Annotated in this window: 18 protein-coding genes and 1 tRNA gene; 8 read left to right on the top strand and 11 right to left on the bottom strand. The window is 30.3% G+C overall.

Annotated features, from left to right (window positions below; genetic code table 11):
* Positions 1 to 168 precede the first annotated feature (168 nt).
* The gene (gene ccsA / locus E4J94_RS15580) at positions 169 to 3,459 is read right to left on the bottom strand and encodes a cytochrome c biogenesis protein (RefSeq protein ID WP_135836713.1); all 3,291 of its coding nucleotides are present in this window, start codon (positions 3,457 to 3,459) and stop codon (positions 169 to 171) included.
* Positions 3,460 to 3,728: 269 nt separating this feature from the next.
* Between ccsA and E4J94_RS15575 the strand changes: the two genes are divergently transcribed.
* The 4 genes from E4J94_RS15575 (at position 3,729) to E4J94_RS15560 (ending at position 6,528) form a co-directional block, all read left to right on the top strand.
* On the top strand, positions 3,729 to 4,157 hold the full coding sequence (locus tag E4J94_RS15575; RefSeq protein ID WP_135836712.1) for a CC0125/CC1285 family lipoprotein: 429 nt from the start codon (positions 3,729 to 3,731) through the stop codon (positions 4,155 to 4,157).
* Positions 4,158 to 4,254: 97 nt separating this feature from the next.
* Positions 4,255 to 5,511 (top strand): Y-family DNA polymerase, encoded by a 1,257-nt coding sequence (locus tag E4J94_RS15570; protein ID WP_135836711.1) that lies wholly within the window; start codon positions 4,255 to 4,257, stop codon positions 5,509 to 5,511.
* A gap of 10 nt (positions 5,512 to 5,521) precedes the next feature.
* On the top strand, positions 5,522 to 5,980 hold the full coding sequence (locus tag E4J94_RS15565) for a LexA family protein (protein ID WP_135836710.1): 459 nt from the start codon (positions 5,522 to 5,524) through the stop codon (positions 5,978 to 5,980).
* 53 nt (positions 5,981 to 6,033) lie between these two features.
* Positions 6,034 to 6,528: a hypothetical protein gene (locus E4J94_RS15560; RefSeq protein WP_135836709.1), complete on the top strand. Its 495-nt coding sequence runs from the start codon at positions 6,034 to 6,036 to the stop codon at positions 6,526 to 6,528.
* Positions 6,529 to 6,577: 49 nt separating this feature from the next.
* Here the strand turns inward: E4J94_RS15560 and E4J94_RS15555 are convergent, their stop codons facing one another.
* Complete coding sequence (locus tag E4J94_RS15555) at positions 6,578 to 7,951, bottom strand: hypothetical protein (protein ID WP_135836708.1); 1,374 nt, start codon at positions 7,949 to 7,951, stop codon at positions 6,578 to 6,580.
* Positions 7,952 to 8,262: 311 nt separating this feature from the next.
* On the opposite strand from E4J94_RS15555, the gene E4J94_RS15550 reads away from it, so the two are divergent.
* Both E4J94_RS15550 and E4J94_RS15545 read left to right on the top strand, forming a co-directional pair.
* Complete coding sequence (locus E4J94_RS15550; RefSeq protein WP_135836707.1) at positions 8,263 to 8,511, top strand: type B 50S ribosomal protein L31; 249 nt, start codon at positions 8,263 to 8,265, stop codon at positions 8,509 to 8,511.
* A 130-nt stretch (positions 8,512 to 8,641) separates the two neighbouring features.
* Positions 8,642 to 9,814, top strand: coding sequence for a proline dehydrogenase family protein (locus tag E4J94_RS15545; RefSeq protein ID WP_135836706.1), 1,173 nt, complete (start codon positions 8,642 to 8,644; stop codon positions 9,812 to 9,814).
* A gap of 61 nt (positions 9,815 to 9,875) precedes the next feature.
* On the opposite strand, the gene E4J94_RS15540 is transcribed toward E4J94_RS15545, so the two are convergent.
* The gene (locus E4J94_RS15540) at positions 9,876 to 11,384 is read right to left on the bottom strand and encodes a carbon-nitrogen hydrolase family protein (protein ID WP_135836705.1); all 1,509 of its coding nucleotides are present in this window, start codon (positions 11,382 to 11,384) and stop codon (positions 9,876 to 9,878) included.
* Between the two features lie 104 nt (positions 11,385 to 11,488).
* Here E4J94_RS15540 and E4J94_RS15535 point away from each other — a divergent pair, with 104 nt between their 5' ends.
* Positions 11,489 to 12,526: a hypothetical protein gene (locus E4J94_RS15535; protein ID WP_135836704.1), complete on the top strand. Its 1,038-nt coding sequence runs from the start codon at positions 11,489 to 11,491 to the stop codon at positions 12,524 to 12,526.
* Between the two features lie 54 nt (positions 12,527 to 12,580).
* On the opposite strand, the gene E4J94_RS15530 is transcribed toward E4J94_RS15535, so the two are convergent.
* The 3 genes from E4J94_RS15530 to E4J94_RS15520 form a co-directional block, all read right to left on the bottom strand.
* On the bottom strand, positions 12,581 to 12,826 hold the full coding sequence (locus tag E4J94_RS15530) for a hypothetical protein (RefSeq protein ID WP_135836703.1): 246 nt from the start codon (positions 12,824 to 12,826) through the stop codon (positions 12,581 to 12,583).
* 6 nt (positions 12,827 to 12,832) lie between these two features.
* On the bottom strand, positions 12,833 to 15,817 hold the full coding sequence (locus tag E4J94_RS15525; RefSeq protein ID WP_135836702.1) for a T9SS type A sorting domain-containing protein: 2,985 nt from the start codon (positions 15,815 to 15,817) through the stop codon (positions 12,833 to 12,835).
* 179 nt (positions 15,818 to 15,996) lie between these two features.
* Positions 15,997 to 17,436: a glyceraldehyde-3-phosphate dehydrogenase gene (locus tag E4J94_RS15520; RefSeq protein WP_135836701.1), complete on the bottom strand. Its 1,440-nt coding sequence runs from the start codon at positions 17,434 to 17,436 to the stop codon at positions 15,997 to 15,999.
* 296 nt (positions 17,437 to 17,732) lie between these two features.
* Between E4J94_RS15520 and E4J94_RS15515 the strand changes: the two genes are divergently transcribed.
* A tRNA-Ser gene (locus E4J94_RS15515) sits at positions 17,733 to 17,817 on the top strand.
* 56 nt (positions 17,818 to 17,873) lie between these two features.
* Here E4J94_RS15515 and E4J94_RS15510 read toward each other — a convergent pair.
* From E4J94_RS15510 to kdpB, 5 genes are all read right to left on the bottom strand, one after another.
* Positions 17,874 to 19,598 carry a HAMP domain-containing sensor histidine kinase gene (locus E4J94_RS15510; RefSeq protein WP_135836700.1) on the bottom strand — a complete coding sequence of 575 codons (1,725 nt, stop codon included), beginning with the start codon at positions 19,596 to 19,598 and terminating at the stop codon, positions 17,874 to 17,876.
* Positions 19,595 to 20,725: a sensor protein KdpD gene (locus E4J94_RS15505; RefSeq protein WP_135836699.1), complete on the bottom strand. Its 1,131-nt coding sequence runs from the start codon at positions 20,723 to 20,725 to the stop codon at positions 19,595 to 19,597. Before E4J94_RS15505 ends, E4J94_RS15510 begins: the two co-directional genes overlap by 4 nt.
* A complete protein-coding gene (locus tag E4J94_RS15500; RefSeq protein WP_135836698.1) occupies positions 20,726 to 21,799 on the bottom strand; it encodes a porin in 1,074 nt (357 codons plus the stop codon).
* Positions 21,799 to 22,365: a potassium-transporting ATPase subunit KdpC gene (gene kdpC, locus E4J94_RS15495; RefSeq protein ID WP_135836697.1), complete on the bottom strand. Its 567-nt coding sequence runs from the start codon at positions 22,363 to 22,365 to the stop codon at positions 21,799 to 21,801. The genes E4J94_RS15500 and kdpC overlap by 1 nt, the downstream gene beginning before the upstream one ends.
* Before the next feature lie 81 nt (positions 22,366 to 22,446).
* Entirely contained in the window at positions 22,447 to 24,462 is a 2,016-nt protein-coding gene (kdpB, locus tag E4J94_RS15490; RefSeq protein WP_135836696.1) for a potassium-transporting ATPase subunit KdpB, read from the bottom strand.
* Positions 24,463 to 24,464 lie beyond the last annotated feature (2 nt).

Raw genomic sequence — 24,464 nt, 5'->3', positions numbered from 1 at the left:
CTAACATAGATTAAAAAAGTATTATAACTATTGTATTTTGTATAAGATTCTCTTTTCCTGAAAAGGAAGTTATCGCTAGTATTTAAGATGTACATCAAATCTTTAATAATGAATTATATAAAAAAAAGCTCATCGAAAGATGAGCTTTTTTTATACCTTTTTTAAAGGTTATTCTTTAGTTTTTATATGATAAACTTTGTTTTGAAAATACCAAGCAGCTATAGATAAAACTAACATTCCGACTGCTGTTGCAGGAACCCAGAAAGGAATTGGAATAGGATCTCCTGCAGCATATGAATGTAATCCAGATAAGTAATAATTTACTCCGAAATATGTCATGATTATAGACCATACAGCCCATAGAGCAGCTACATTGAAAGCAAATTTCCCTCTTAAACCTGGAACTAAACGCATATGCAAAACAACAGCATAAATAATAACAGAAACGAAAGCCCAAGTTTCTTTTGGATCCCAAGACCAATAGCGTCCCCAAGATTCATTTGCCCACATACCTCCTAAAAATGTTCCGACGGTAAGTAAGTAAATACCAATTGTTAAAGACATCTCAGAAACGTAGGTCATTTCTTTTAAAGAAATTTCAATCTTTTTATTAGGTTTAATAATCATGATAATTAATGAGAAAAATCCTAAAACAGCACTTAAACCAAAGAAACCATAAGACGAGACAATAATGGCAACATGTACAATTAACCAATAAGATTTTAGTACAGGTACAAGAGGTGTAATTTGTGGATCTAACATAGAACCTCCGTGTGCGAACCCCATCATAATTACAGCAACCATTGCACCAGTTGTTGGAATAAAAGCATTTCTGTTTTTGTATAATAATAGTCCAGCTAAAACACTGATCCACGAAATAAATACAATTGCTTCATATCCGTTTGACCAAGGTGCGTGCCCTGTTAAATACCAGCGAACTCCAAGACCTGCTGCTTGTATAATAAAAATTATAAATATTAATCCTAAACAAACATTGATAATTCGATGAAGAACTTTACTTTCTGAGAATAATTGAATGAATGATAAGATCATTAAAATTCCACCAATCATACAATAAGCAATCATTACCCAGAAGAAAACATTGTATTTGTTATATAAAACTTCAATCTCAACTTTTGTTGGAGAAGGCACAACATTTTTACCCCATTTTTTTTGGTATTTGTCGATATAATCTACCGCATTATCAGCAGGCGTCCAATCTCCATTTTCTATTCCTTTCGAAACCATATTGAAATAAACACTTATCATACCAAGTGCCATTGTATCGATTTCTACAGGATTCTCTTGTGTTTGATAAATCCAAGATGTCCAACGTTCAGAAGGATCATTCTGAACAGGTATTATTTTTAATTGATAACCTTTTGCTGTTTGATCTAAAATATTGAAACGCTCCGTAACTTTTATTACTTCTTCATCAAATTTAGAACGTTCAGAAGGTTTTCTTGAGAAAGCTTCATTATAAGCTTTATCTAATTTAAAACGTGTTGTTTTGGGATCAATCAAATTCATTAAAGATGTGTAACCATCCTCATTTGCACTTGTTATTTTAGCCAATCGTTCTCCTCCTTTTTCACCAACTTCAATCATAGGAGCATTTACCCAATAAGCTGGATCTAATTGCAAAGAGATAAACCACTTGTCTGCAGATAGTCCGTGAAATTTATCTTTTTTATAAACTTTTCTAAGGATTTCTAGTGCTTGAGTATTTAAAGGTTTTATACGTCCTTCAATATCTTGTGTAAGTAAATGACCAAATTTTTCTGCATGTTCATCGGGAATTTTCACATTTTTTGCTAATTCATCTCCATCGGCCATTTTCGTAGAAAAGCTTCCGATATGTTCTGATGAATGAACATTACCGCTTTCTGAATCAGTTTGAATTTTTTGATGTCCATTTTTTCCGCCACCTGTTGTACTTGGGTTTTGTGCAAATGTTAATCCAGAAAGTAAAAATAATGGTATTAAAATATTTACTTTTTTAGTGTGTAAACTTTTTAGTAACGAGTTTAATTGTAAGAAACGAGTTCCTTTCCAAAATAGAGAAACAAACATACCTCCAAATAATAAGAAGTAACCTAAATAAGTGATATTAGTTCCCCACCAGTCTTGATTAACTGATAAAATAGTTCCATCCTCAGTAGGGAAATAACTAGATTGAAAGAAACGATAACCTTTGTAATCCATTACATTGTTCATATAAATATGATGTTTTGTTTCTTTTCCTTCATCAATAACTGTAATATTAGATTCGAAAGAAGAAGGATTTGTAGAACCTGGATAACGATCTAAAATGAAATCGTCCAAACGGATACTAAATGGTACTTTTTCCATTTTAGATCCATATCCTAACGAGATATTCATTCCATCGATTTGTACATCAGCAGTATAATTTGTTGTTCCTTTTCCTCCAACTATAGTTACAGTATCGCGTTTGTCTCCAACAATAACTTCGGCTTTAATTGCTCCAGGAAGATTTTTTTCTTCGGCTTTAAATTTAGAACCTTGTCTATATAAAACTTCTCCTTTAAAAGCAGGGTTAGGGACTACAAATTGAGCACCATTGATTGTATATAATGAACGCAATTTTAATGGAGTAGGTACATTAAATTGAACTTTTCCAGCACCTTCTTGCAGTTTTTGCATATCTGTAATTTGTCCAATTTGTTGACCAGCCATTTGTACGTATTCTCCTTCAAAAGGTGATTTTATAACTAAGTTTTCTCCTTCACCTGTAATCTGTACAGCACCATCTTGTGGCCTATTGTAAGAAACAAGAGTTCCATTAATACTTTTTATTTCACCATTTCTGATGAATACAGAATTACGTCCTCCTTGTCCAACAGTTACAATTTCTAAAACATTTATTCCATCAGCACGTCTTACAATCGTATCTAAAGCGTGAGGAACGTAATCAAATGTTTTTAATTTGATAACTTTATCTTTAAATTGATATTCTCCTTCAAAATGTCTACGAAATAAAGCATTTGTACTATCTTTTCTATCAAAATACGTCATGTTGTATTGATGATTATCATACGCTAAGCGTTGTGTACCATCATCAACCATCATTTTAAAATAAGATTTGTATGATGTAATTTCGTTACTTGTTCCTCCTTCGGGAATAGGCATTTCTCCTTCAAAACTGATGTAACGAGTAATTCCTCCTCCAATAAAAATAAACAAAAATGCTAAGTGAAAAACTAATAAAGGAAGTTTTCCCTTCGACCATAATTTGTATCGTTTAATATTCATTAAGAATAAAACGATTAACCAAACCATTAAAACCTCAAACCACTTTGCTTCATAAATAACAGCTTTTGCAGTAGCTGTATCATAATCATTTTCAATGAAAGTGGCATACCCCATGGCGATTGCATATATGAAAAGCAAAACCGTCATAGTTCTGGTAGAAAATAAATATTTCTCTAATTTACTCATTACTTATAATTGATGTTACAAAAATAGTCGAGTTTATCAGATAAAGTATTAAAACTTAAATGATTTTTATTAGAATGTATTAGTTAATGTAATGTTAATTGATTTAAATCAATAGTAAGGTAACTATTCTGATTTTTAATGCTATAAAAAAAAGTTAATTTTATTTATAAAATTTTCAGGAAAAAAAATTAAGATAATGTTTAGAAAACTTAAAAAATATCATAAAAGGAATAACTTTTGTTTATGTTGACAAATCAAATTGTATTAATATGAAAAAAGCAATTCAAATTTTATTTGCTGGAGTTTTTGTTTTGATTTTAGCAAGTTGTAATAATAGTAAATCTATTGCATATCAGAAAGATAATGGGAGTGGAGGTTATAGAGAAGAAAAAGTAAATAGCAATACTTATATCGTAACTTTTGATGGGAATGAGTATAATAAAAAAAATAAAACATTTGATTATGCTTTATTAAGAGCTGCTGAAATTGGCCAACGAAATAATTTTGATTATTTTACTGTTTTGAGTACAGTAAATGATAAAATTTTAGAAAAAAGTAATAGTTATACGAAATTAGATAGTAACGATACTTGGTTGAAAGTACAATATTTTAAAAATAATAAACCTTTGAAATATCAAACTGTTTATGAACCAAATGTTGTAATTAAAGATTTACATAAAAAGTATAAAATGAAATAATGCTAGAACCACTCAAATTTGCGTGGTTTTGTAATTTGGAAATAAATTAACATTTTCGATGACACAATGTGGCGTTTTATCTTCTCAATTTTGCAATATGTTTGCATTGATAGATTGTAATAATTTTTATGCCAGTTGTCATCGTGTTTTTCAACCGAAGCTTATTCATCAACCAATTGTAGTATTATCTAATAATGATGGTTGTGTGATCTCGCGTTCGGAAGAGGCAAAGTTAGCAGGAATTCCAATGTGTGCACCTGCTCATCAATTTCAACAAGTTTTTGAACAAAAAAAGATTGAAGTTTTTTCGTCAAATTATCAATTATATGCTGATATGAGCAATCGCGTCATGTCGATTTTGTCACTGTATTCACCTGAACAAGAAATTTACTCGATAGATGAATGTTTTTTAAAACTAACTGGATTTGATCATTTTGATTTGAAAAATTATGGAAAAGAAATAAAATCTAAAATTTATCAGTTTACAAAATTACCTGTTTGTGTAGGTATTGCGCCAACAAAATCATTAGCAAAATTAGCAAACCATATAGCGAAAAAATTTCCTGAAGTTCATCAGGGTGTCTATGTTATTAAAACGCAAGAACAAATTCATAAAGCTTTAAAATGGTTAAATATAGAAGATGTTTGGGGAATTGGTCGGAGAATGTCTCGGCGTCTGAAGTTGATGGATGTTAATAAAGCGTTGGATTTTGTTCAATTGAAAGATGAATTTATACGGAAAGAATTTTCAATTATAGGTCTAAGATTAAAAAAGGATTTACTAGGAGAATCTGTATTGGATTTAAATATTACTTCAGAGAAAAAAAGTATTGCTACAACTCGAAGTTTTGAAGAGTATACTAGCAATTTTGAGTATGTAAAAGAGCGAGTTTCAACTTTTGCAGTTTCATGTGCAGAAAAACTTCGTAAACAAAACTCTTCTTGTAATTTGATTACAGTATTTATTCAAACCAATAATTTTGATAAAAGTAAACCACAATATTATCGCACAATATCGTTTCATTTACCTTACGAATCAAACTCTAGTATCACACTATCTAAATTTGCAATAAGAGCTTTTGAGCAGATTTATAAAGAGGGGTATGAATATAAGAAGGCAGGAGTAATAGTTTCGGGAATCATTTCTTCTAATCAAAAACAATTGTCACTTTTTGAAGAAGAAAATTGTCATCATCCTAATTTAATGAAAACCATTGATTTGATAAATAAAAAATTTGGAGGGGCAAAAATAAAATTAGCTTCTCAAGATTTGAATAAAACATGGAAAATGCGTCAGAATAAATTATCACCTTGTTATACGACAAAATGGAAAGATTTGTTAGTAGTTTATTAAAATAATAAGAATGAATCGAGAAATAAAAATAATAGATAAAGAGCTAAATGTTTTTGCAGTAGATACTGATAAAGCTAAATATTACATTCCGAATTTTGGTTATGTAAATGCAGGTTTTCCTTCGCCAGCAGAAGATTTTGTGGATGATAAAATAAGTTTGGATGAACGATATTTAACACATCCTGAATCTACTTTTTTAATTATAGTTGGCGGTGAATCAATGTATCCTGTTTATCAAAAAAATGATATTTTGGTGATTCGAACAGATTTAATTCCATTACATAATGATGATATTATAGTTTCGGTAAACAATGATGATTATACCTTGAAACGTTTTGATAAAGTGAATAATAAATTAATAGCTCTTAATGAAAATTATAAAAATTGTGTACAAATTAATGAAAGCGATGAGGTTGTTATTTTAGGTGTTGTAGGTGTATTGGTAAGAGAAAAAAGTAATAGAATTTAACCTTTATTGTAACTTTTTTGTAAAATATGCATCTTTATAAAAAAGATACGAATATGAGAAAATTTATTTTATTATGTTTTGCGGTGATGTTGGCGCAATCTTGTGTGACAATTGATATAAATAAAGATCCTTATTATCAGAAATATAATAATCAGAGTTATGAAAAGTCTTCAATTTCTGGTTTGAGTATTTCGAATATGAGAATGAATAAAAATTCTAAAATTGCTACAAAAAAACAATACGTAGGAAGAAATGAATTGAAAATTAAAATAGAGAATTCTTCGGGAGGTTTTTATTATGTAATAACAGTTAAAGAGCCGATGAAAGTTCGTTTTGAATTGAGCGTTAAAAATAGTAATAGCGCGATAGAAGCTTCAATTGTTGATAAGGATAAAAAAGAATTTTTTAGCTTAAAATCAAACGGAAATCGTCATAAGAATAGAATAGAAATTATAGATTTTGACAAAGCTGGAGATTATTATTTGAAGTTTAATTCTGAAGAAAATTATAGAGGAAAAATTAATATTTTACTAAATAGAATTGAATAAGATTTATAAATAAAAGCGCTAAAATTAATTTTTAGCGCTTTTATTTATTTTATTGAAATGCTCCAATTGTAGGAGTTGTTCCTCGTGGTTGTCCATTGTAATCAAATGGAAATTGTTGTGCAAAATCTAGTTTCCCTTTTCCTTTTGCAGGCGATTCATTTTTTAGAGACAATTTATTCGCATAATAATTTGTATTTTCAAACATTGGATCTAATGTAATACTTGCCAAGAAATTTGGAGCTGTTGTTACATTTAATGTTGAAGTATCTGCATTATGAATAATATTAGTGTCAAATAAATAATTAAAAGCAGCACCATCTTTTTTATCCAATAAAATAGCATTTGGTGTACGTTCATTATAAAAAATACAATTTCCGAATGTAGCTTTTGTTAAAGCAGAAACATTTTTGTCATTGTTTTCGTTACTTAAAAAAAGTGAATAAGCTGGTCCAACAGCTGTCGAAAAATTGAAGTAATTAGCAAAAGTAGAATGATAGAATTCGTATGAACCACCATATTCTATTGCCAAAGTAGCTAAATTACTATTATTCATAACTAAATTATAACCGATGATTGTAGCATTTGTAGCTAAAATTCCATATGATTGATTATTTACAATTTTAGTATTGCTAATGTTTAATTTTGAATTATTTACATGTAAACCAGTGTCAGCTCCAATAATTTTTGCATAATTGATTTTCGATGTGCTATTTGGTAATAGTTCTATCTTATTCCATTGATCTGGAATCGAATCATATTTATTATCATGACGAGCCGAACGGAATTTAACTTCTTCATTTAAAGCTCCATTTACTGTAAATTTAGCATTATTTCCTATTGTTAAAGTAGCTCCTTTTTTGAAATAAATTTTTGAACCTTTATCAATTGTTAAATCATTTGTAACAGTTAAATTCCCATCAATAACTTGAGCTTCATTAACATTCCAATTTGCTGTAGAAATTGTCGCATCTTTTGGATGAATTTTAGCTTTTTCAATCCAAGAAAGTAGTTTGATTTTTTTAGAAGAATTAGTCGTTTCAAAATTAATCTCATCATCATAAAGAGGATTAAGAGGGGCTTCTTTTGCATTTACTTCTACAAAAATAAATAAACTATCTTTTTTTCTAATTGGTACATTTTCAAAAGTTGTTCCTGCTTTTCCATCAACATTAATATTGAAATAAGATTTATCTCCACGTGTTAAATAAATCTTTGGAATAACACGATCATCATTTTCAGGATTATAAATTTTTAAGAGGTATGTTTCTGATTTTGAAAAATTATATACAGTATCTACGGAAACGGTATCTTTACTATAGCGTAATTCAGAACTAATAGGATCATAGTCAAAATCATCACGACAAGATTGAAATCCAATCAAAGAAGCGATACCAAGTGTAGCGATAAATGTTTTTATATTCATAGAATTAAGATTCATTGATAATAGGTAAACAGCAAATACAGGGATTTATTGTTTATAAAACAAAGATAAAAATTAGAATTTCATAAAGAGATTCTAATAAAATATTTGTACAAATTACTAAAATGTTTATATTTGCACAACGAAAGAATGTGTTTAAGAAGTGTTAATTTAATTTTAAGAAGTCCATTACACTCGAAATTAAATTAGCTTAACGTATTGTTTTAATGTTTTTTCAATAAAATTGATTTGAACATTTTCAAAATAGTATTATCTTTGCACTCCAAATAAAGTTAACAAAGAAGATTAAAAAAATGAAAAAAGATATCCACCCAACAAATTACCGTTTAGTAGCGTTTAAAGATATGTCTAATGAAGAAGTATTTATCACAAAATCTTGTGCAGATACTAAAGATACATTGGTTGTTGACGGAGTAGAGTATCCATTAATCAAAATGGAGATTTCTTCTACATCTCACCCTTTCTATACAGGTAAATCTAAATTGGTTGATACTGCAGGACGTATTGATAAATTTAGAAGCAAATATGCTAAAAAAGGATAATAATAGGAAACTATTTGAATTCATTAAAATATATCAAAACCTACAAGAAATTCTTGTAGGTTTTTTTAGTTTAATTAGGTTTTAATTATAAATTTGTAAATGTTTTATAACACAAAAAATAATTACTCACATGTCATTATTCGACAATACACAATTTGCTTTTGAATCAAAATCAGATAAAGATTTAAAGAAAGCCTATTATTTATATAAGTTAATCGGAAGTCCCGTGTTAACAAATTTTGGAACGAAGTTTTTCAAATTACCATTTGCAGTAGATTTACCATTTGTAAAACCTGCAATCCGAGAAACGATCTATAAGCAGTTTGTAGGAGGAGAAACTGCAGAGCAGGCAGTTGTTGTAGCAAAAGAATTGTTTAAATATCATGTAAGTTCAATTTTAGATTATTCTATTGAAGGCTTGACAGAAGAAAAACAATTTGATGAAGTTCGCGATGTTATGCTACATCTTGTTGATTTAGCAAAATCAAATTCATCAATTCCTTTTGTAGTTTTTAAACCAACAGCTTTTGGACGAATTGAATTATTTGAAAAAGTTGGAAAAAAACAAACTTTGTCAGCTGAAGAAGAGAAATCTTGGATAAATATTCGTCAACGTTTCGAGGCTGTTTGTCAAAAAGGATATGATTTAGATGTAAATATCATGATTGATGCAGAAGATACTTGGATGCAAGATTCTGCTGATGATTTGACAGATGAAATGATGATGAAATATAATACAAAACGTGCGTTAGTTTGGAATACGTTGCAAATGTATCGTCATGATCGTTTGGCTTATTTGAAAGAAATGTATGCAAAAGCAGAACGCGGAGGTTATTATTTAGGTTTTAAAATTGTACGTGGAGCATACATGGAAAAAGAACGTGAACGTGCTCAAGCAGAAGGATACCCGTCTCCAATTCAACCAAATAAAGAATCTTCAGATAGAGATTATAATTTAGCATTAGAGTTTATTACTTCACATAAAGAACGTTTTGGTCTATTTGCAGGAACGCATAATGAAAAGAGTTGTGAGTTATTGATTAAATTAATGAACGAAAATGGAATTGAAAAAAATGATCCTAATTTCTGGTTTGGTCAATTATATGGAATGAGTGATAATATTTCTTTTAATTTAGGGCATTTAGGTTATAATATTGCAAAATATTTACCTTATGGGCCAATTAAAGAAGTTATGCCTTATTTAGTTCGTCGTGCGCAAGAAAACACATCTGTTGCAGGGCAGACTGGACGAGAGTTGATGCTAATTGAAAAAGAATTAGAACGTCGTAAGAAATCAAAATAATTATATTTTAATAAAAAAGCCACTTTTAAAAAGAGTGGCTTTTTTTATTCTATTTAATTTATCATTTAAATAATTTTACTTCATATAAATCTTTACGTCTATCTTTCATCGTTTTTACAGTTCCATATTCGTGTAATTCTTTTAAAAGATATAAATCTACATCAGCAACCAAAACCATTTCTGCATTTGGTGTAGCTTCTGCTTTTACTCCATTGTTAGGAAAAGAAAAATCAGAAGGAGTGAAAACTGCAGATTGTGAATATTGTATATCCATATTATTAACACGAGGTAAATTACCTACAGATCCAGCAATTGCAACATAACATTCGTTTTCTATAGCACGAGCTTGCGCACAACTTCTTACACGAGTATAACCATTCTGTGTATCTGTCATAAAAGGAACAAACAATATTTCCATTCCTTGATCTGCTAATATTCTACTTAACTCTGGAAATTCAACATCATAACAAATTAACAAACCTACTTTCCCACAATCAGTATCAAAAACTCTTATTTCATCACCTCCGTTTAATGCGTAATATTTAAATTCGTTTGGCGTAATATGAATTTTACTATAAGAGTCTAATTTTCCTGAACGATGACATAAAAAAGAAGTATTATATAATTTTCCATCTTTCAGATGAGGCATAGATCCAGAAATAATATTAACATTGTAAGTAATAGCAAATTCTTGTATTTTCTTTACAATATCATCTGTCATTGTAGCTAATTGATGCATTGCTTCAATCTCTTTCAAATGATTATAAGGACTCATTAACGGAGTATTGAAAAATTCTGGGAACATAATAAAATCAGAACCATAATCACTTACAGCATTTACAAAGAATTCTATTTGATCATAAAAATCTTGTAAACCATTAAATAATCGCATTTGCCATTGTACCAATCCAAGACGAATTGTACGTTTTGTAGGCGAATTAGATTTTAATTCAGGTTCATAATAAATATTATTCCATTCTAATAAAGTGGCATATTCTAATGACTCTTTATCATCCTTCAAATAATTTTTCAGAATTTTTTTTACGTTAAAATCATTCGAAATTTGAAAAGCTAAAGTAGAATCATAAATTTCTTTACTTTTAACTTTTTCAATATATTGACGAGGAGATAATTCTTTTGAATATTTATAATAATTAGGAATTCTTCCTCCTGCAACAATAGATTTAAGATTCATTTCTTCGCAAAGAGCTTTTCGTTCATCATACAAACGTCTACCTAAGCGCAATTGTCGATAATTAGGATGTACAAAAACTTCAATTCCATACATTACATCACCTTCAGGATCATGTTTCAAAAATTTACCATTAGAAGTAATTGTATCATAATTAGATTCTATATTCGTTTTTTTAGAATTTACAATGATACTTAATGCAGAAGCAACTACTTTTCCATCAACTTCTACACAAAGCTGTCCTTGTGGAAAAATAGCTAATAGTTCTTTAATTTCATCAACGGTCCATGTTCCGAGTTGATTGTGATAAGCTTCTTTTGTAGATTCTGTTAAATCACTATAATCTTCAAGTGTCAAATTTCTGACCTGAATATTCATTTTATAAAAATTTAGATTCTGATTGAATTTAGCAAATATTAATCCAATAAACAATTTTAAAAAATAAATTTAAGGCTATCTTCGTAACGTATAATGATTGAGAAATGAGAGATGTAAAAATAGAATTTAAGAAACCTATTTATCCTGTGAGTGATGAATTGAATCATTATTTAGAGAAATATCATCGTAAAACAAAAGCAAGTATTGAATATGATGATTTAATGCGTTTTTCGGGCTGTGTTACTTTAGAGGATAAAGAAGGAAATGATACACATTGGCTAGGTGTTTATTATACGGATTCTGAACATCAAGAAATTCAAGACAGTTTGAATAGAATTTACACCTATTTACATTCTGACGGAGATGAAGAATCTTTACCTTATCTTGTTGTTGATTCTATAGATTATTGTACGTTCGGGAATTCGAAACCTTTTAGAATTCGTGTTCGAAATATTTTGAATGATAATTATACTAATTTTTATATTAAACAAGCAGATGCGTCGCGTATTTATGGTTTAGAACTAGAAGATATTTTATCTCCTCATCGTATTAATTTCTTGGTATATAAAAATACATTAATAGAAGAGCATATTTTGGGAATTCCAGGAGATGTTTTTATCAAAAATTATTTGGATAAATGTAACGATTTAGAAAAAAATCAGATTGCAAAAGAATTTGTAAAATTCAATGAGCGTTGTTTTATAGGACTTTTGGGAGATATGCGATCGTATAATTATGTTGTAATTCCTATTCACGATTTTGATCAGGTGATTTATAGAATTCGACCAATAGATTTTGATCAACAATGCTATGAAGGTAATTTAAAGATTTATCGTCCACAATATTTCAAGGAAAATAAGATTATGGTTGATTTAGTAATGAATAGATTAAAATCAAATTCAATTGATCAATATCGTAAAGAAGTTAAGTCATTGATTTCAAAAAGAATATCAAATAGTTCGAAGCGTTTTCGTGATTTAATGAAAATTATGAAGAATGATACTATTTCCAAAGAAGAGAATATAGTTTTATTGAAAAAAGGTTTTACAAAGTTTTATAGAGATAAATCGTACGAAGAATGCTCTACAATGGGAGAAATATTGTATAAAGCGATTGCTGATAGTTTGGAACAGATAAAATAATAAAAAAAGCTTCTCAATTTTGAGAAGCTTTTTTATTTAAAATGAATTTATGATTTACTTTTTAAGTAATTGCTTTCTGAAACGTAAAGCAACTAATCCTGCTCCAACTACCAATAAAGGTAAATAATCGTCGATCGGAGCATTTGGTTCTGGATCTGGCTCATTTGTTCCTCCACCGTCATGTCCTGGTAAAGCTGAACTTTTTGAGTTGAAGAAAGATGTTTTATCTTTTTGAGCAGATACAGTTGCTGTACAAAATAAAGCGCCTGCTATTAATAAGATTTGTTTTATATTTTTCATGTTAAATTATTTATTTACAATTTTTTGAGTCTTCACTTTCCCGTCTTCAGTAAGAACTTTTATTACTAAAACTCCTTTTGCAGAAGATTGAACTTTATAAGAACTAGCATTAATATTTTCTTTACCAAAAACTTTTCTTCCTTGAATATCATACAATTCTATTGCAACAATTTTATTTTGTTTTGCATCAATTACAATAGTATTATTAGCATTATATATTACAACATCATTTTTAGATAAATTATCTGTAGCTAATGTTTTCTCTACATAAACAAGTTCAAAACGATTGTTGAATATTCCTAGATTAGAAGCAAAAGAATAAGCAGACTCTGATAAATTAATGATTTTATTTAATTCTTTATCTCTTAAATAAATAATTTGATCATTCTCAAATAGACCATCTACTTGTTCAATATTGATTGTATAATTTCCTTGTTCTAAAGCTTCGAAACCTAATTTTACGACATCGTCAGTTTTAAAAGGTAAACTACGACCTTGGATTGCGTATGCTTCATTATTAATTAATGAATAGATTGCAGATGAACCTCTTTGCATAACTTTAGCATCAATTTGATTGTCAACATCATTTGTTGCTCCATCCATATAAGCTAATAAAATTTGACTGATTGTTTTATTTTCTTTTGATAAACTTAACCAAATTCTATTTTTCTCAGCAATTGTATTTTTATAGAACGATGCATCTTGTGCTGTTCTCATTGTGTTATTAAAGTTGACAGTTGGTGTAGCTTGAGAAAGTCCAACGATAAATCCTTGTCCAACAGAAATATTAGTTAATCCAGGAATAACACTTCCTACAACATTAAATGCAGCATAATTGTTTGCGTATTCAGAAGAACCAACTGGAAACTGATGAGTCCAGAAGTATAATGAATTTACATTTGTATTCTCTGCTAAGAATTTCTCTACATTAATATTTGATGCATAAGGATTACCAACAAGGTTGTATCCGTTTGCTGTGAACTGAACAGGAACTGCTACATCTCCATTAAATGGAACACCTAAGAATGAACCGTTATGAATTGTAGTCTGTCCAGTTGGTAAAGTATTTTTAACACGGATTGAAATACCTTTACCTGCTTCGAATAATTTAGAATCTGCATCTGAAGTTAAGATTTGATTAAACTCATCTGAAGTTTCATTATATGTCCAAAAACGATTATACAATGTTTCTGGCGAGAAAGAACGTATTGTTTGTTGCCATGTTTCTTGTTGAACTGGAGAAGACCAAAATGTCATATCATTACGAACCATTGATTTACTATCACGATTAATTGTAATTGCACCTGAATTAGCTACATTTTGATTTTGAATTAAATTAGCTCCATTTTCAACAATTAATCCAGTTAAACCAGCTTGGTTATCTATTTTTCCATCAACTATTAAATTACCTCCTGATTTTACAATAACTGAACCACCAGCGTCTGAAACTGTAAGCGTCTTAGCTTCAAGTTGTGTGTCAATTGTAGCTTCACCTTTTATGATAACATCTTTTGTAAGATCCGGCGTTCCGTTAGACCATGCTGTTCCGTCCCAAGTTGTAGAATTATTACTAGAAGAACATTGGATTCTTACATTATCAATAAATGCTCTTTTTGCTGATGTTTCTAATTTTAAAGTAGAACCTGCTGCAACATTTTCAAAACTTACAGTTACATTCTCAAAAGCATCAGCCATTTTAGCTGTATAAATAACATTTTTAGTTTCTGAACCCAATGTAATATTCATACTACCTTCTACGGAAGACCATCCTTTTACATCAAAACTTACAGTAACATTACCTGATATCTGATCTAACGCTTTTGACGTAATTGAACCATTTAATTTACTTGTACCTAACTTCACAGCATCTCCTGCTTGATAGGCTTGAATAGTCGAAACAAAATTATCATTCCCATTCCAAAGCTTAGCAGATCCATTTCCATCTGTATTATTACCTTCTAGTCCATCAAATGTTTCTTCAAAACAATAAGTAGCATTAGGATCATTTGATTTTACATTAAAAGTCGTTGTATACTCATTAAAATTATTTACTCCAATTGATGTAGCTGTAATTGTAGTAGAACCAATACCATCAAAAGATAATGTATTTCCATTTGCAGAAACAATAGAACTATCTGCAGATGTATAAACTATATTTTGCCCTTGATCTGTTTGAGCTGGTAAACTAGAAAAAGTAGTTCCTCGGTTTTGAGTTAAATCCTCAAATGTATAATTTACGGTTTGGTTAGCTTTAGCTATTTCAAATGTTACATTTGCTGCATCAGAAGTACCGTAATCATTAGTAGCAGTAACTTGTGCTATAAAGCTACCTGCCTGTGTTGGAGTTCCAGAAAATACACCTTTATCAAAAGAAATTCCTGTAGGTAAAATTCCTGTTTGAGTCCAAGATGTAGGATTATTAGTTGCTGTAATATTACCATCAGTTAATAACACACCATATGTACCTGTTATTGTTTTAGAAGAAACAACAGGAGGCTGATTCGTTACTTTCTTATATCCAGTCCAAGAAATATCATCTATTTTAATTTGGGTACCACTAGTTCTTAATTCTATAAAAACATCACCTTCTATATTGATTTCATTATTATATTCTGCGATATTATTAGAATTAGGATCAACAATAATTGTACTACCTATTTTTGCATTATTTACATAAACATCAATAGTTCTGTTTTTAGTTCCTGTAAAGGCTCTAGAATAGTTAAATTTCAATGTTCCAATACCTCCTGCGTATAATGGAGATTTAACACTTCCGTTGTCATTTGTAGCAATAGCTTTTCCATTAATAGTTTGATCTGTACGTGCACTAGTTGCTGTCCAAGTTACATTATCATTTCCTATCCATTCTCTGTTACCATAACTACTTGGTGTATTAGTAGGAATATTTTCAAAGTTTTCAGAACCTTGCCCAAAAGCAAATCCTGATAACAATAATGTTAATAAGGATGATTTAAAGTAAAATTTCTTCATAAATAAAATGTTTTTTTAGTTCTTCAAAAATAATGTTAATTTTTAAAACTAGCATTAATATAACATTAACAAATGTAATATATATAATTTATATACCTGTTTTTAAACGAATATGTTATAAAAAAATCCACTAGCTAAAAAGTTAGTGGATTAATTTTAAATAAAGGGAAAAAATACTATTAATAGTATGTATATCTTCTAACACCAGCAATATGTTTTGCTAAACGCATTACTTGATGACTATATCCATATTCATTATCGTACCATACGTACATGACAACATTTTTACCATCTGCAGAAACAATAGTCGCATTACTATCAAAAATAGATGGAGCAGAAGTCCCTACAATATCAGAAGAAACTAATTCGTTGTTTAAAGAATATTTAATTTGCTCTACTAATTCTCCGTTTAAAGCTGCATTTTTCATAATATTATTAATGCCTTCTACAGAAGTCTCTTTTCCAACTTCTAAGTTTAAAACAACTAAAGAACCATTAGGAACAGGGACACGAATGGCATTAGAAGTTAATTTACCTGCTAAGCTTGGTAAAGCTTTTGCAACAGCACTTCCAGCACCTGTTTCAGTAATTACCATATTTAAAGCAGCTGCACGTCCACGACGGTATTTTTTGTGCATATTATCAACCAAGTTTTGGTCATTTGTATATGCATGAATAGTTTCTAAGTGACCTTTTACAACTCCTAAATTATCTTCAACAACTTTTAAAATTGGAGTAATTGCATTTGTTGTACAAGACGCAGCAGAGAAAATGTTTACATTTTCTGGAGTATATTCTTCATGATTAACTCCATATACAATATTTGGAACACCTTTTCCTGGTGCTGTTAATAATACTTTATCAGCTCCTTTAGATTTTAAATGACGAGATAATGCTTCTTCATCTTTAAAAACTCCTGTATTATCAATGACTAAAGCATTGTTAATTCCGTAAGTAGTGTAATCTATATCTTCTGGTTGAGCTGCAGAAATCATATGTATTGTTACGCCATTTACTATCAATGCATTATTTTCATGATCAGCAATAACATTTCCGTCAAAATCACCATGAACAGAATCATGACGTAATAATGAAGCACGTTTTTCTAATAATATAGGATCATTTTTATCTCGAGTAACAACCGCACGTAATCTCAATTGTTGTCCTTTTCCTGTTTGAGAAGCTAATTCACGAGCTAATAAACGTCCAATTCTACCAAATCCATATAAAACAACGTCTTTTGGCTCAACACTCTTAATATTTCTACTTCCTCCTAATTTTTCTTCAACAAAAACTTCTGCTGAAGCATAATTTCCTGAAGTGTATTCTTTTGCTAACTTTCCAACATCAAGTCTTGAAGCAGGTAAGTTCGCTTGAAAAATAGCTTTTGCTATTGCTAAAGTATCATCAATAGAAATTCTTTTTTCAACAAATTCTTCAGCATATTGGTGTAAGTTTACAATATCGCTAACGTTTTTATCAACTAATTGATTACGGAAAATTACCAATTCAACAGATTGGTCATACCATAAATCAGAAACAATTTTAATGAATTCTACAACCTTCTTGCTCATTTCATTAAATGATGCAAGTTGCTGATCATAAGAAGAGTGTCCCATTTTAGAAAATGTTTGTTTGTGTTTAAATTATTAATATACTGGCAAAAGTAATCAATTATAACGATTTCTACCTCTTTTTTAAAAACTAATTATTATTAGATTTATAGATGTTTTTTTATTAAAAAAGAAATATTTTAAAGTTGTATTGATAGTAGTAATATGTTGTACTATATACGTTTATTTAATAGAGGTTTTACTAAAATTTAAAAAACTATTTAGTAATGAAAAAAATAATTTGGTAATTCGAAAAAGCGTTCTATATTTGCACTCGCAATACCGCAATAAACTGCGTTATTGGAGAGTTGGCAGAGTGGTCGAATGCGGCAGTCTTGAAAACTGTTGAGGGTCACACCTCCGGGGGTTCGAATCCCTCACTCTCCGCAAAAGCTTGAACTTATGTTCAAGCTTTTTTGTTTTTATAACTCAAAGAATAGATTTTATGAATATTCTTTTTGTGATAACCTCATCACGAATTCGCTTCCAACTCCATATTCGCTAAATACATCTAGTGTTCCTTTTTGAGCTTCAATAAATTCTTTGCTAATAGCCAAGCCCAAACCTGTACCTTCTTTGTGAGTGCCTGGTACACGAAAATAGCGGTCGAAAACTTTTGGTAAAAATTCGGTTGGAATCCCAATTCCTTCGTCTTTAACTTTGAAGGATGTTTCGGTTGTTGTTTGTTCAATAGTAATCCAAATTCGAGCATTTTCGTGAGAATAATGTATTGCATTTGAGATTAGATTTGATAAAACCCAAGCTGTTTTTTCAAGATCAACTTTTATAGATTCTAAGTGATTTGGAATATTCGTTTCTATAATTAAATGCTTTTGTTCAGCTAAAGTTTGGTTGGCTTTAACCGCATTTTCTACAATTTCGATTGGGAAAACTTCTGTTTTATTCATTTGAATTGTACCACTTTCTATCTGTGTTAAGTTGAGAAGTTCTTTTGTTATTCGCAATAAACGATGTACATCATCGTCAATACTGGTTACCAAATCATTTTGTTCTTCGTTTAATGTTCCTATTTGCTTATTTCGAAGTAATTGCAGACTCATTTTCATAGATGAAATAGGCGTTTTAAATTCATGCGAAACTGTAGCAATAAATCGTGTTTTGGCTGCATCTAGTTCTTTAAATTCGGTAATGTTTCTAAGGATGATTACATGCCCAACAACTTGTTTTATCGTTTCTCCTGTTGGAATTATTTCGATATGAAAAATTTCTTTGGTAAAAAATTGTTCTTTTTCATCCACTACAATTTGCAAAGGTTTTTCGTCTTTTATAATTTCTGTTTCGATATTTTGCAATAACAATCGAATCAAATCATTGTGCAAAGCCAAATCTTTACCTGCCTTATTTACCATTTGTTTAGCAGATAATCCTGTTACTTTTACAGCTTCATTATTCGCGAAAATAACTTGCATTTGTTCATCCAAACCAATTACAACATCGTGCATATTATTAATCAGCGTTTCCATTCTTGTTTTTTGTTTTAGAATAGTTGCTAAATGACTTTCGTTGTATTCTTCTAATTTAGAAGCCATGGTGTTAAAAGACTGCGCTAAATCCCCAAACTCATCTTTTTTGTCTAAATACACACGCTCTTTGTAATTATTTGAAGCAATTTCCTTGATACTATTCGTCAATTTTTGAATAGGATTTGCAATATTAGACGGAATCTTAATTAAAGAATTAAAGGCAATAAAAATACATGCGATACCTGTGAAAATGATTAATAAAATGGCTTGGTTAGCGGTCTTTTCAGCAAATTCACTTTTAATTTCTATGGCTTGCATATTCATTTCCATCATTTCTAAAAGTGAGATTCTAACATCTTTTAATAGTTCTGGAGAATGATTTCCTTCTTTATAAGCATCAAATTTATCTCGAATCTGTTGATTCAATTCTTTTTCACCTTGTTCTGTTGCGTTTAACTCTTGATTTGCTAATTGCTTTTCAAACGATTTGGAATTAAAGTTTTCCGCATCATTTAAATTTTGCATCATACTTTTTGCATAAATCAATGAGTTGTAATTATCATGCAAAATATTTTGTGTATCATTTTTCAATGAATAAATAGACGTAGTTGCTACAGCTGCCAATAATACAATCAATAAAAACAGCAAGCCTAATCCTAAGCGAAGTTTAGTTTTAATTCTCATTTTGATAAAATAATCACATCAACATGTAACGAAGATAGTTTTTTTAGTAATTGATTAAATACATTCGTAGCCAAAATAATCTGGATTAAATTTAACTTTGGTTTTCCTAAACAAACAGTGGTGATATTACGCAATTCAATTTGTTGAATGATAGCTGTAGAAACCCGTTGATTCTTTACCTTAATAATCTCAGCGCCTAATTCTGTAGCTAATTTTAAATTATTGATGAGATGTCGTTGTTTGTCCAAAGCAATTTTATTAGGATGTTCTTTTGGTGTTTCTACGTACAATACAAACCAACGTGAATTATAATATCCAGCTAAACGAGCAGTTTTTCGAATAACAGTTTTGGCATTTTTATCATTGGTGCTAATACACGCCAGAAAACGCGAAGGTTTTGCATAAACAGACGAAACATATTCAGTTTCAACCTTTTTTTCTACATGTGAAGCAACTTCTTTTAAAGCCAATTCACGTAATTGTAAAATATTTGAAGGAATAAAAAAGTTGTTTAAAGCCGTTTGAATTTTATCTTTCGGATAAATTTTTCCTGTTTTTAATCGTTCAATTAAATCATCTGCAGTTAAATCTATATTTACAATTTCATCTGCTTGTTCCAAAATTATGTCAGGAATTCGTTCCGAAACATCAATTGTTGTAATTTCAGAAATACTATTATTCAAACTTTCTAAATGTTGAATATTTACAGCAGAAATAACATTGATACCAGCATCTAAAATTTCCATAACATCTTGCCAGCGTTTCGCATGTTTGCTTCCAAAAACATTAGAATGTGCTAATTCATCCACAATAACAATTTCTGGTCTTTGTCTTAGGATTTCTTCCAAATCCATTTCTTCGACAGATTTACCTTTGTAGTAAATTACTTTTCGTGGAATTGTGGTTAATCCTACAACAAGATTTTCTGTTTCGACACGTTTATGCGTTTCGATATATCCAATTTTTACATCGATTTTATTTTTTTGCAATTCGTGTGCTTCTTGCAACATACGATACGATTTTCCAACGCCAGCGCACATTCCAATATACACCTTAAACTTGCCTCGTTTCGATTTCCGGATCAAGGCAAGAAAGTCTTCTGCTGTATGTTGTGTTTCTTTTTCCATTTATAATTTTAATGCTAAGGAAGTTGTGAAAAATGTTTCATTTGATACATTTTTATCATTTCGAAAATAGATATCATCTTTATTCGAAAAACTTCTTATTTCTGTTCTCCACATCAAATTATTTGTAAAATAATGATCTAAATTCAAAGAAAAGCCAACTGTTTTGAAACTATTCTGTGAATCAGTTGAGATTATTACACCTTTCTCATCAGCATAATATTCGGCACGTGCAGTTGCAGACCATTTTTCATTGAATGTATATTGCCCAACTAAAATAGGACTGTACCAAATATTATAACTGTCTGATCCTTTCGATTTTTGTTGTGCACCAATATCAAATCCTGCGGTTATTGAAAGCTTTTTAATAGGTTTATAAACAGCATAAAGATTATGGAAATAACGCATTTGACGCAAAGAATCAGGAGTATCGCTACCAATAAATGAACTGCTGTTGATCGAAAATTTTTCATTTGGTGTGTAAGTAATTTGATGTCCAAAAGCTGGTGTAGAATTACCATCAAGACGCTTGATACGTTGCCAACCATTTAAATAATGCAAACTCATTGCCCATTTGTTATTTGATGAAATATAACTCAGCTTAACGCCAGTTGAAAAATACGGTGAATTCTCTGCCTGAATACTTCGTGTAAGTGTTGCAACATTAGAACCAATCGCACTTTCAAATCCAATATGAGAAGGCATAATACCTGCATCTAGCCACAAGTTTTTATTCTTTGAAAGTTTTACACCGATATTTGCTTCGTAAATATTTCTTAAACCATCAGGTTCTGCAGCAAGATTTGATTGTACATAAGTTCCTGCCATTAAAGCAAGATTTCCTCGAACTCGTTCATCAGTGTATTGCAATTGAATTGTTCCGAAGTTTAAATTCACCTCATTGTGTCGATTAAACGAATACAAATAATTTGGAAGCTGATTGTTTTTTGGTTGATTAAAATCGTAGGTATAATAAACTTCTGCATAGCCAGAAAGTTTTAATTTCTGAATAGAATCGTTTTGAGCTTGAACATTTAAACCCAAAATAAAAGCACCAAAAGCAAGTGTTTTTTTCATTATTTCGATAATTTATCCAATTCGATATTCAGTTTTAAGACATTGATTTTATCAGGACCTAAACTTCCTAATAAAGGTTTTTCAATTTGGTTATCAATCAATTCTTTTACTTTTTCGTGATCTAAACCTCGAGCTTTTGCAATTCGATCAACTTGCACAATTGCTCCTTGAACTGAAATATTAGGATCTAAACCACTTCCACTAGCCGTAATTAAATCTACAGGAACGTCTTCTTTTTTTACCGTTGGATTTTTTTGAAGAAAATCATTTAAGCGTTTTTCAACTTCTTGCAAATATTCTTGATTATTTGAACCTTTGTTACTTGCTCCAGAGCCTGCTGCATTGTAATCTACAGCAGATGGTCGTCCCCAGAAATAATGATCTTTTGAAAACGATTGTCCAATATTTTCGTAATAGTACTGATTGTTTTTATCGGCAACTAAAAAACCTTTTCCTTGATTTGGAGAAAGTTGGGTAATTCCCCACATAGCTAACGGATATAGTACCATTAAAAGGAGCATTAAGCTAAATGTTAGTAAAATTGCTTTTATACTATTTTGTTTCATTTTGAATTAGTTTTAAAAATTTGCTGTTTTGAATTTTATTAATAGAATATTGAACTCCTTCAAAACAGCTCATTACATTAATTAAAAAAATATGGAAATAAAGATGTCGATTAGTTTTATCCCGATAAATGGAACGATGATTCCTCCAATTCCATAAATCAGTAAATTTCTTCTCAAAAGTGCACTTGCTCCAATTGGTTTGTATGGAACACCTTTTAATGCTAATGGAATCAAGAAAGGAATAATAATCGCATTGAAAATAACAGCCGATAAAATAGCAGTTTCGGGACTATGTAAATTCATGATGTTTAATCCTTGTAAAGCTGGAATTGCTGTAATAAATAAAGCGGGTATGATGGCAAAATATTTTGCTACATCGTTGGCAATACTAAAGGTTGTTAAGGTTCCACGCGTCATTAATAATTGTTTTCCGATTTCAACAACTTCAATTAATTTGGTTGGATCATTATCTAAATCCACCATATTTCCGGCTTCTTTTGCTGCTTGCGTACCACTATTCATCGCTACACCAACATTAGCTTGGGCTAGAGCAGGAGCGTCATTTGTACCATCGCCCATCATCGCAACCAAACGACCTTCGGTTTGTTCTTTTTTGATGTAATTCATTTTATCTTCCGGCTTTGCTTCCGCAATAAAATCATCTACCCCTGCTTTTTCTGCGATAAATTTTGCAGTCATAGGATTATCACCTGTTACCATAACCGTTTTGATTCCCATTTTGCGTAAACGAGCAAAGCGTTCTTGAATTCCAGGTTTAATAATATCTTGTAGTTCGATAACTCCTAAAACTTGTTCATTTTGAGAAACAACTAAAGGTGTTCCTCCATTTTGAGCAATTTCATTAGCTTTCATTTGAATTTCGTTCGGAAAAGTATTTCCAGCATTTTCAACCAAATTTTTGATAGCATCTACAGCTCCTTTTCGAATACGGATTTGATCAAAATCAATTCCTGAACAACGTGTTTCTGCGCTAAAATTGATGAAAATAGGATGTTGAATTGCGTATTTTAATGGATCTATCTGAACTAATTCTATAATTGATTTTCCTTCTGGCGTTTCATCACTCATCGAACTAAGAACTGCCGCTTTTTCTAAAGTTTCCATTTGTACTCTAATAGCAGGATATAAAGCTGTTACTTTGCGATTCCCGATTGTAATAGTTCCTGTTTTATCCAATAATAAAACATCTATATCGCCCGCTGTTTCTACTGCTTTTCCACTTTTTGTAATGACATTTGCCCGCAAAGCTCTATCCATTCCAGCAATTCCGATTGCGGATAATAAACCTCCGATAGTGGTTGGAATTAAGCATACAAATAATGAGATTAAAGCGCCAATGGTAATGGGAACATTTGCATAATCAGCGAATGGTTTTAGGGTAACCATAACTATGACAAATACTAATGTAAAAGCAGCTAATAAAATGGTTAAAGCAATTTCATTTGGTGATTTCTGACGATTTGCACCTTCAACTAATGCAATCATTTTATCTAAAAAACTTTCTCCTGGTTGCGTCGTAACTTTGACTTTAATTCGATCCGAAAGAACTTTTGTTCCTCCAGTAACCGAACTTTTATCACCTCCAGCTTCACGAATTACAGGCGCGCTTTCTCCTGTAATAGCACTTTCGTCGATCGTTGCTAAACCTTCTATTATTTCACCATCTGTTGGAATTATATCTCCAGCTTCACAGATGAAAATCATATCTTTGATTAGAGCAGAGGATGAAATCGTTTCTCCATTTTCTAATTTTGCAGGCGTTTCTTCTCGTGTTTTACGTAAACTGTCGGCTTGAGCTTTTCCTCTTGCTTCAGCAATTGCTTCAGCAAAATTGGCAAATAATAATGTAAAAAGGAGTAAGATGAAAATTGAAAAATTATACCCAAAACTACCTTGAGATGTTTCACCTAAAAGAATCCAAAAGCAAACTCCTAACATAATTGCAGTTCCAATTTCTACAGCAAACATGACAGGGTTTTTATATAAAGTTGCTGGATTTAGTTTGATGAAAGCTTCTTTGAAAGCTGTTTGTACCAATGTTTTTTCAAATAAATTGGTTTTATTTTCTCGTGTCATTT

Source organism: Empedobacter tilapiae (genome assembly GCF_004785645.1).
Classification (GTDB): domain Bacteria; phylum Bacteroidota; class Bacteroidia; order Flavobacteriales; family Weeksellaceae; genus Empedobacter; species Empedobacter tilapiae.
The sequence above is the reverse complement of the archived record's forward strand: the minus strand, read 5'-3'. Positions and strand labels throughout refer to the sequence as shown.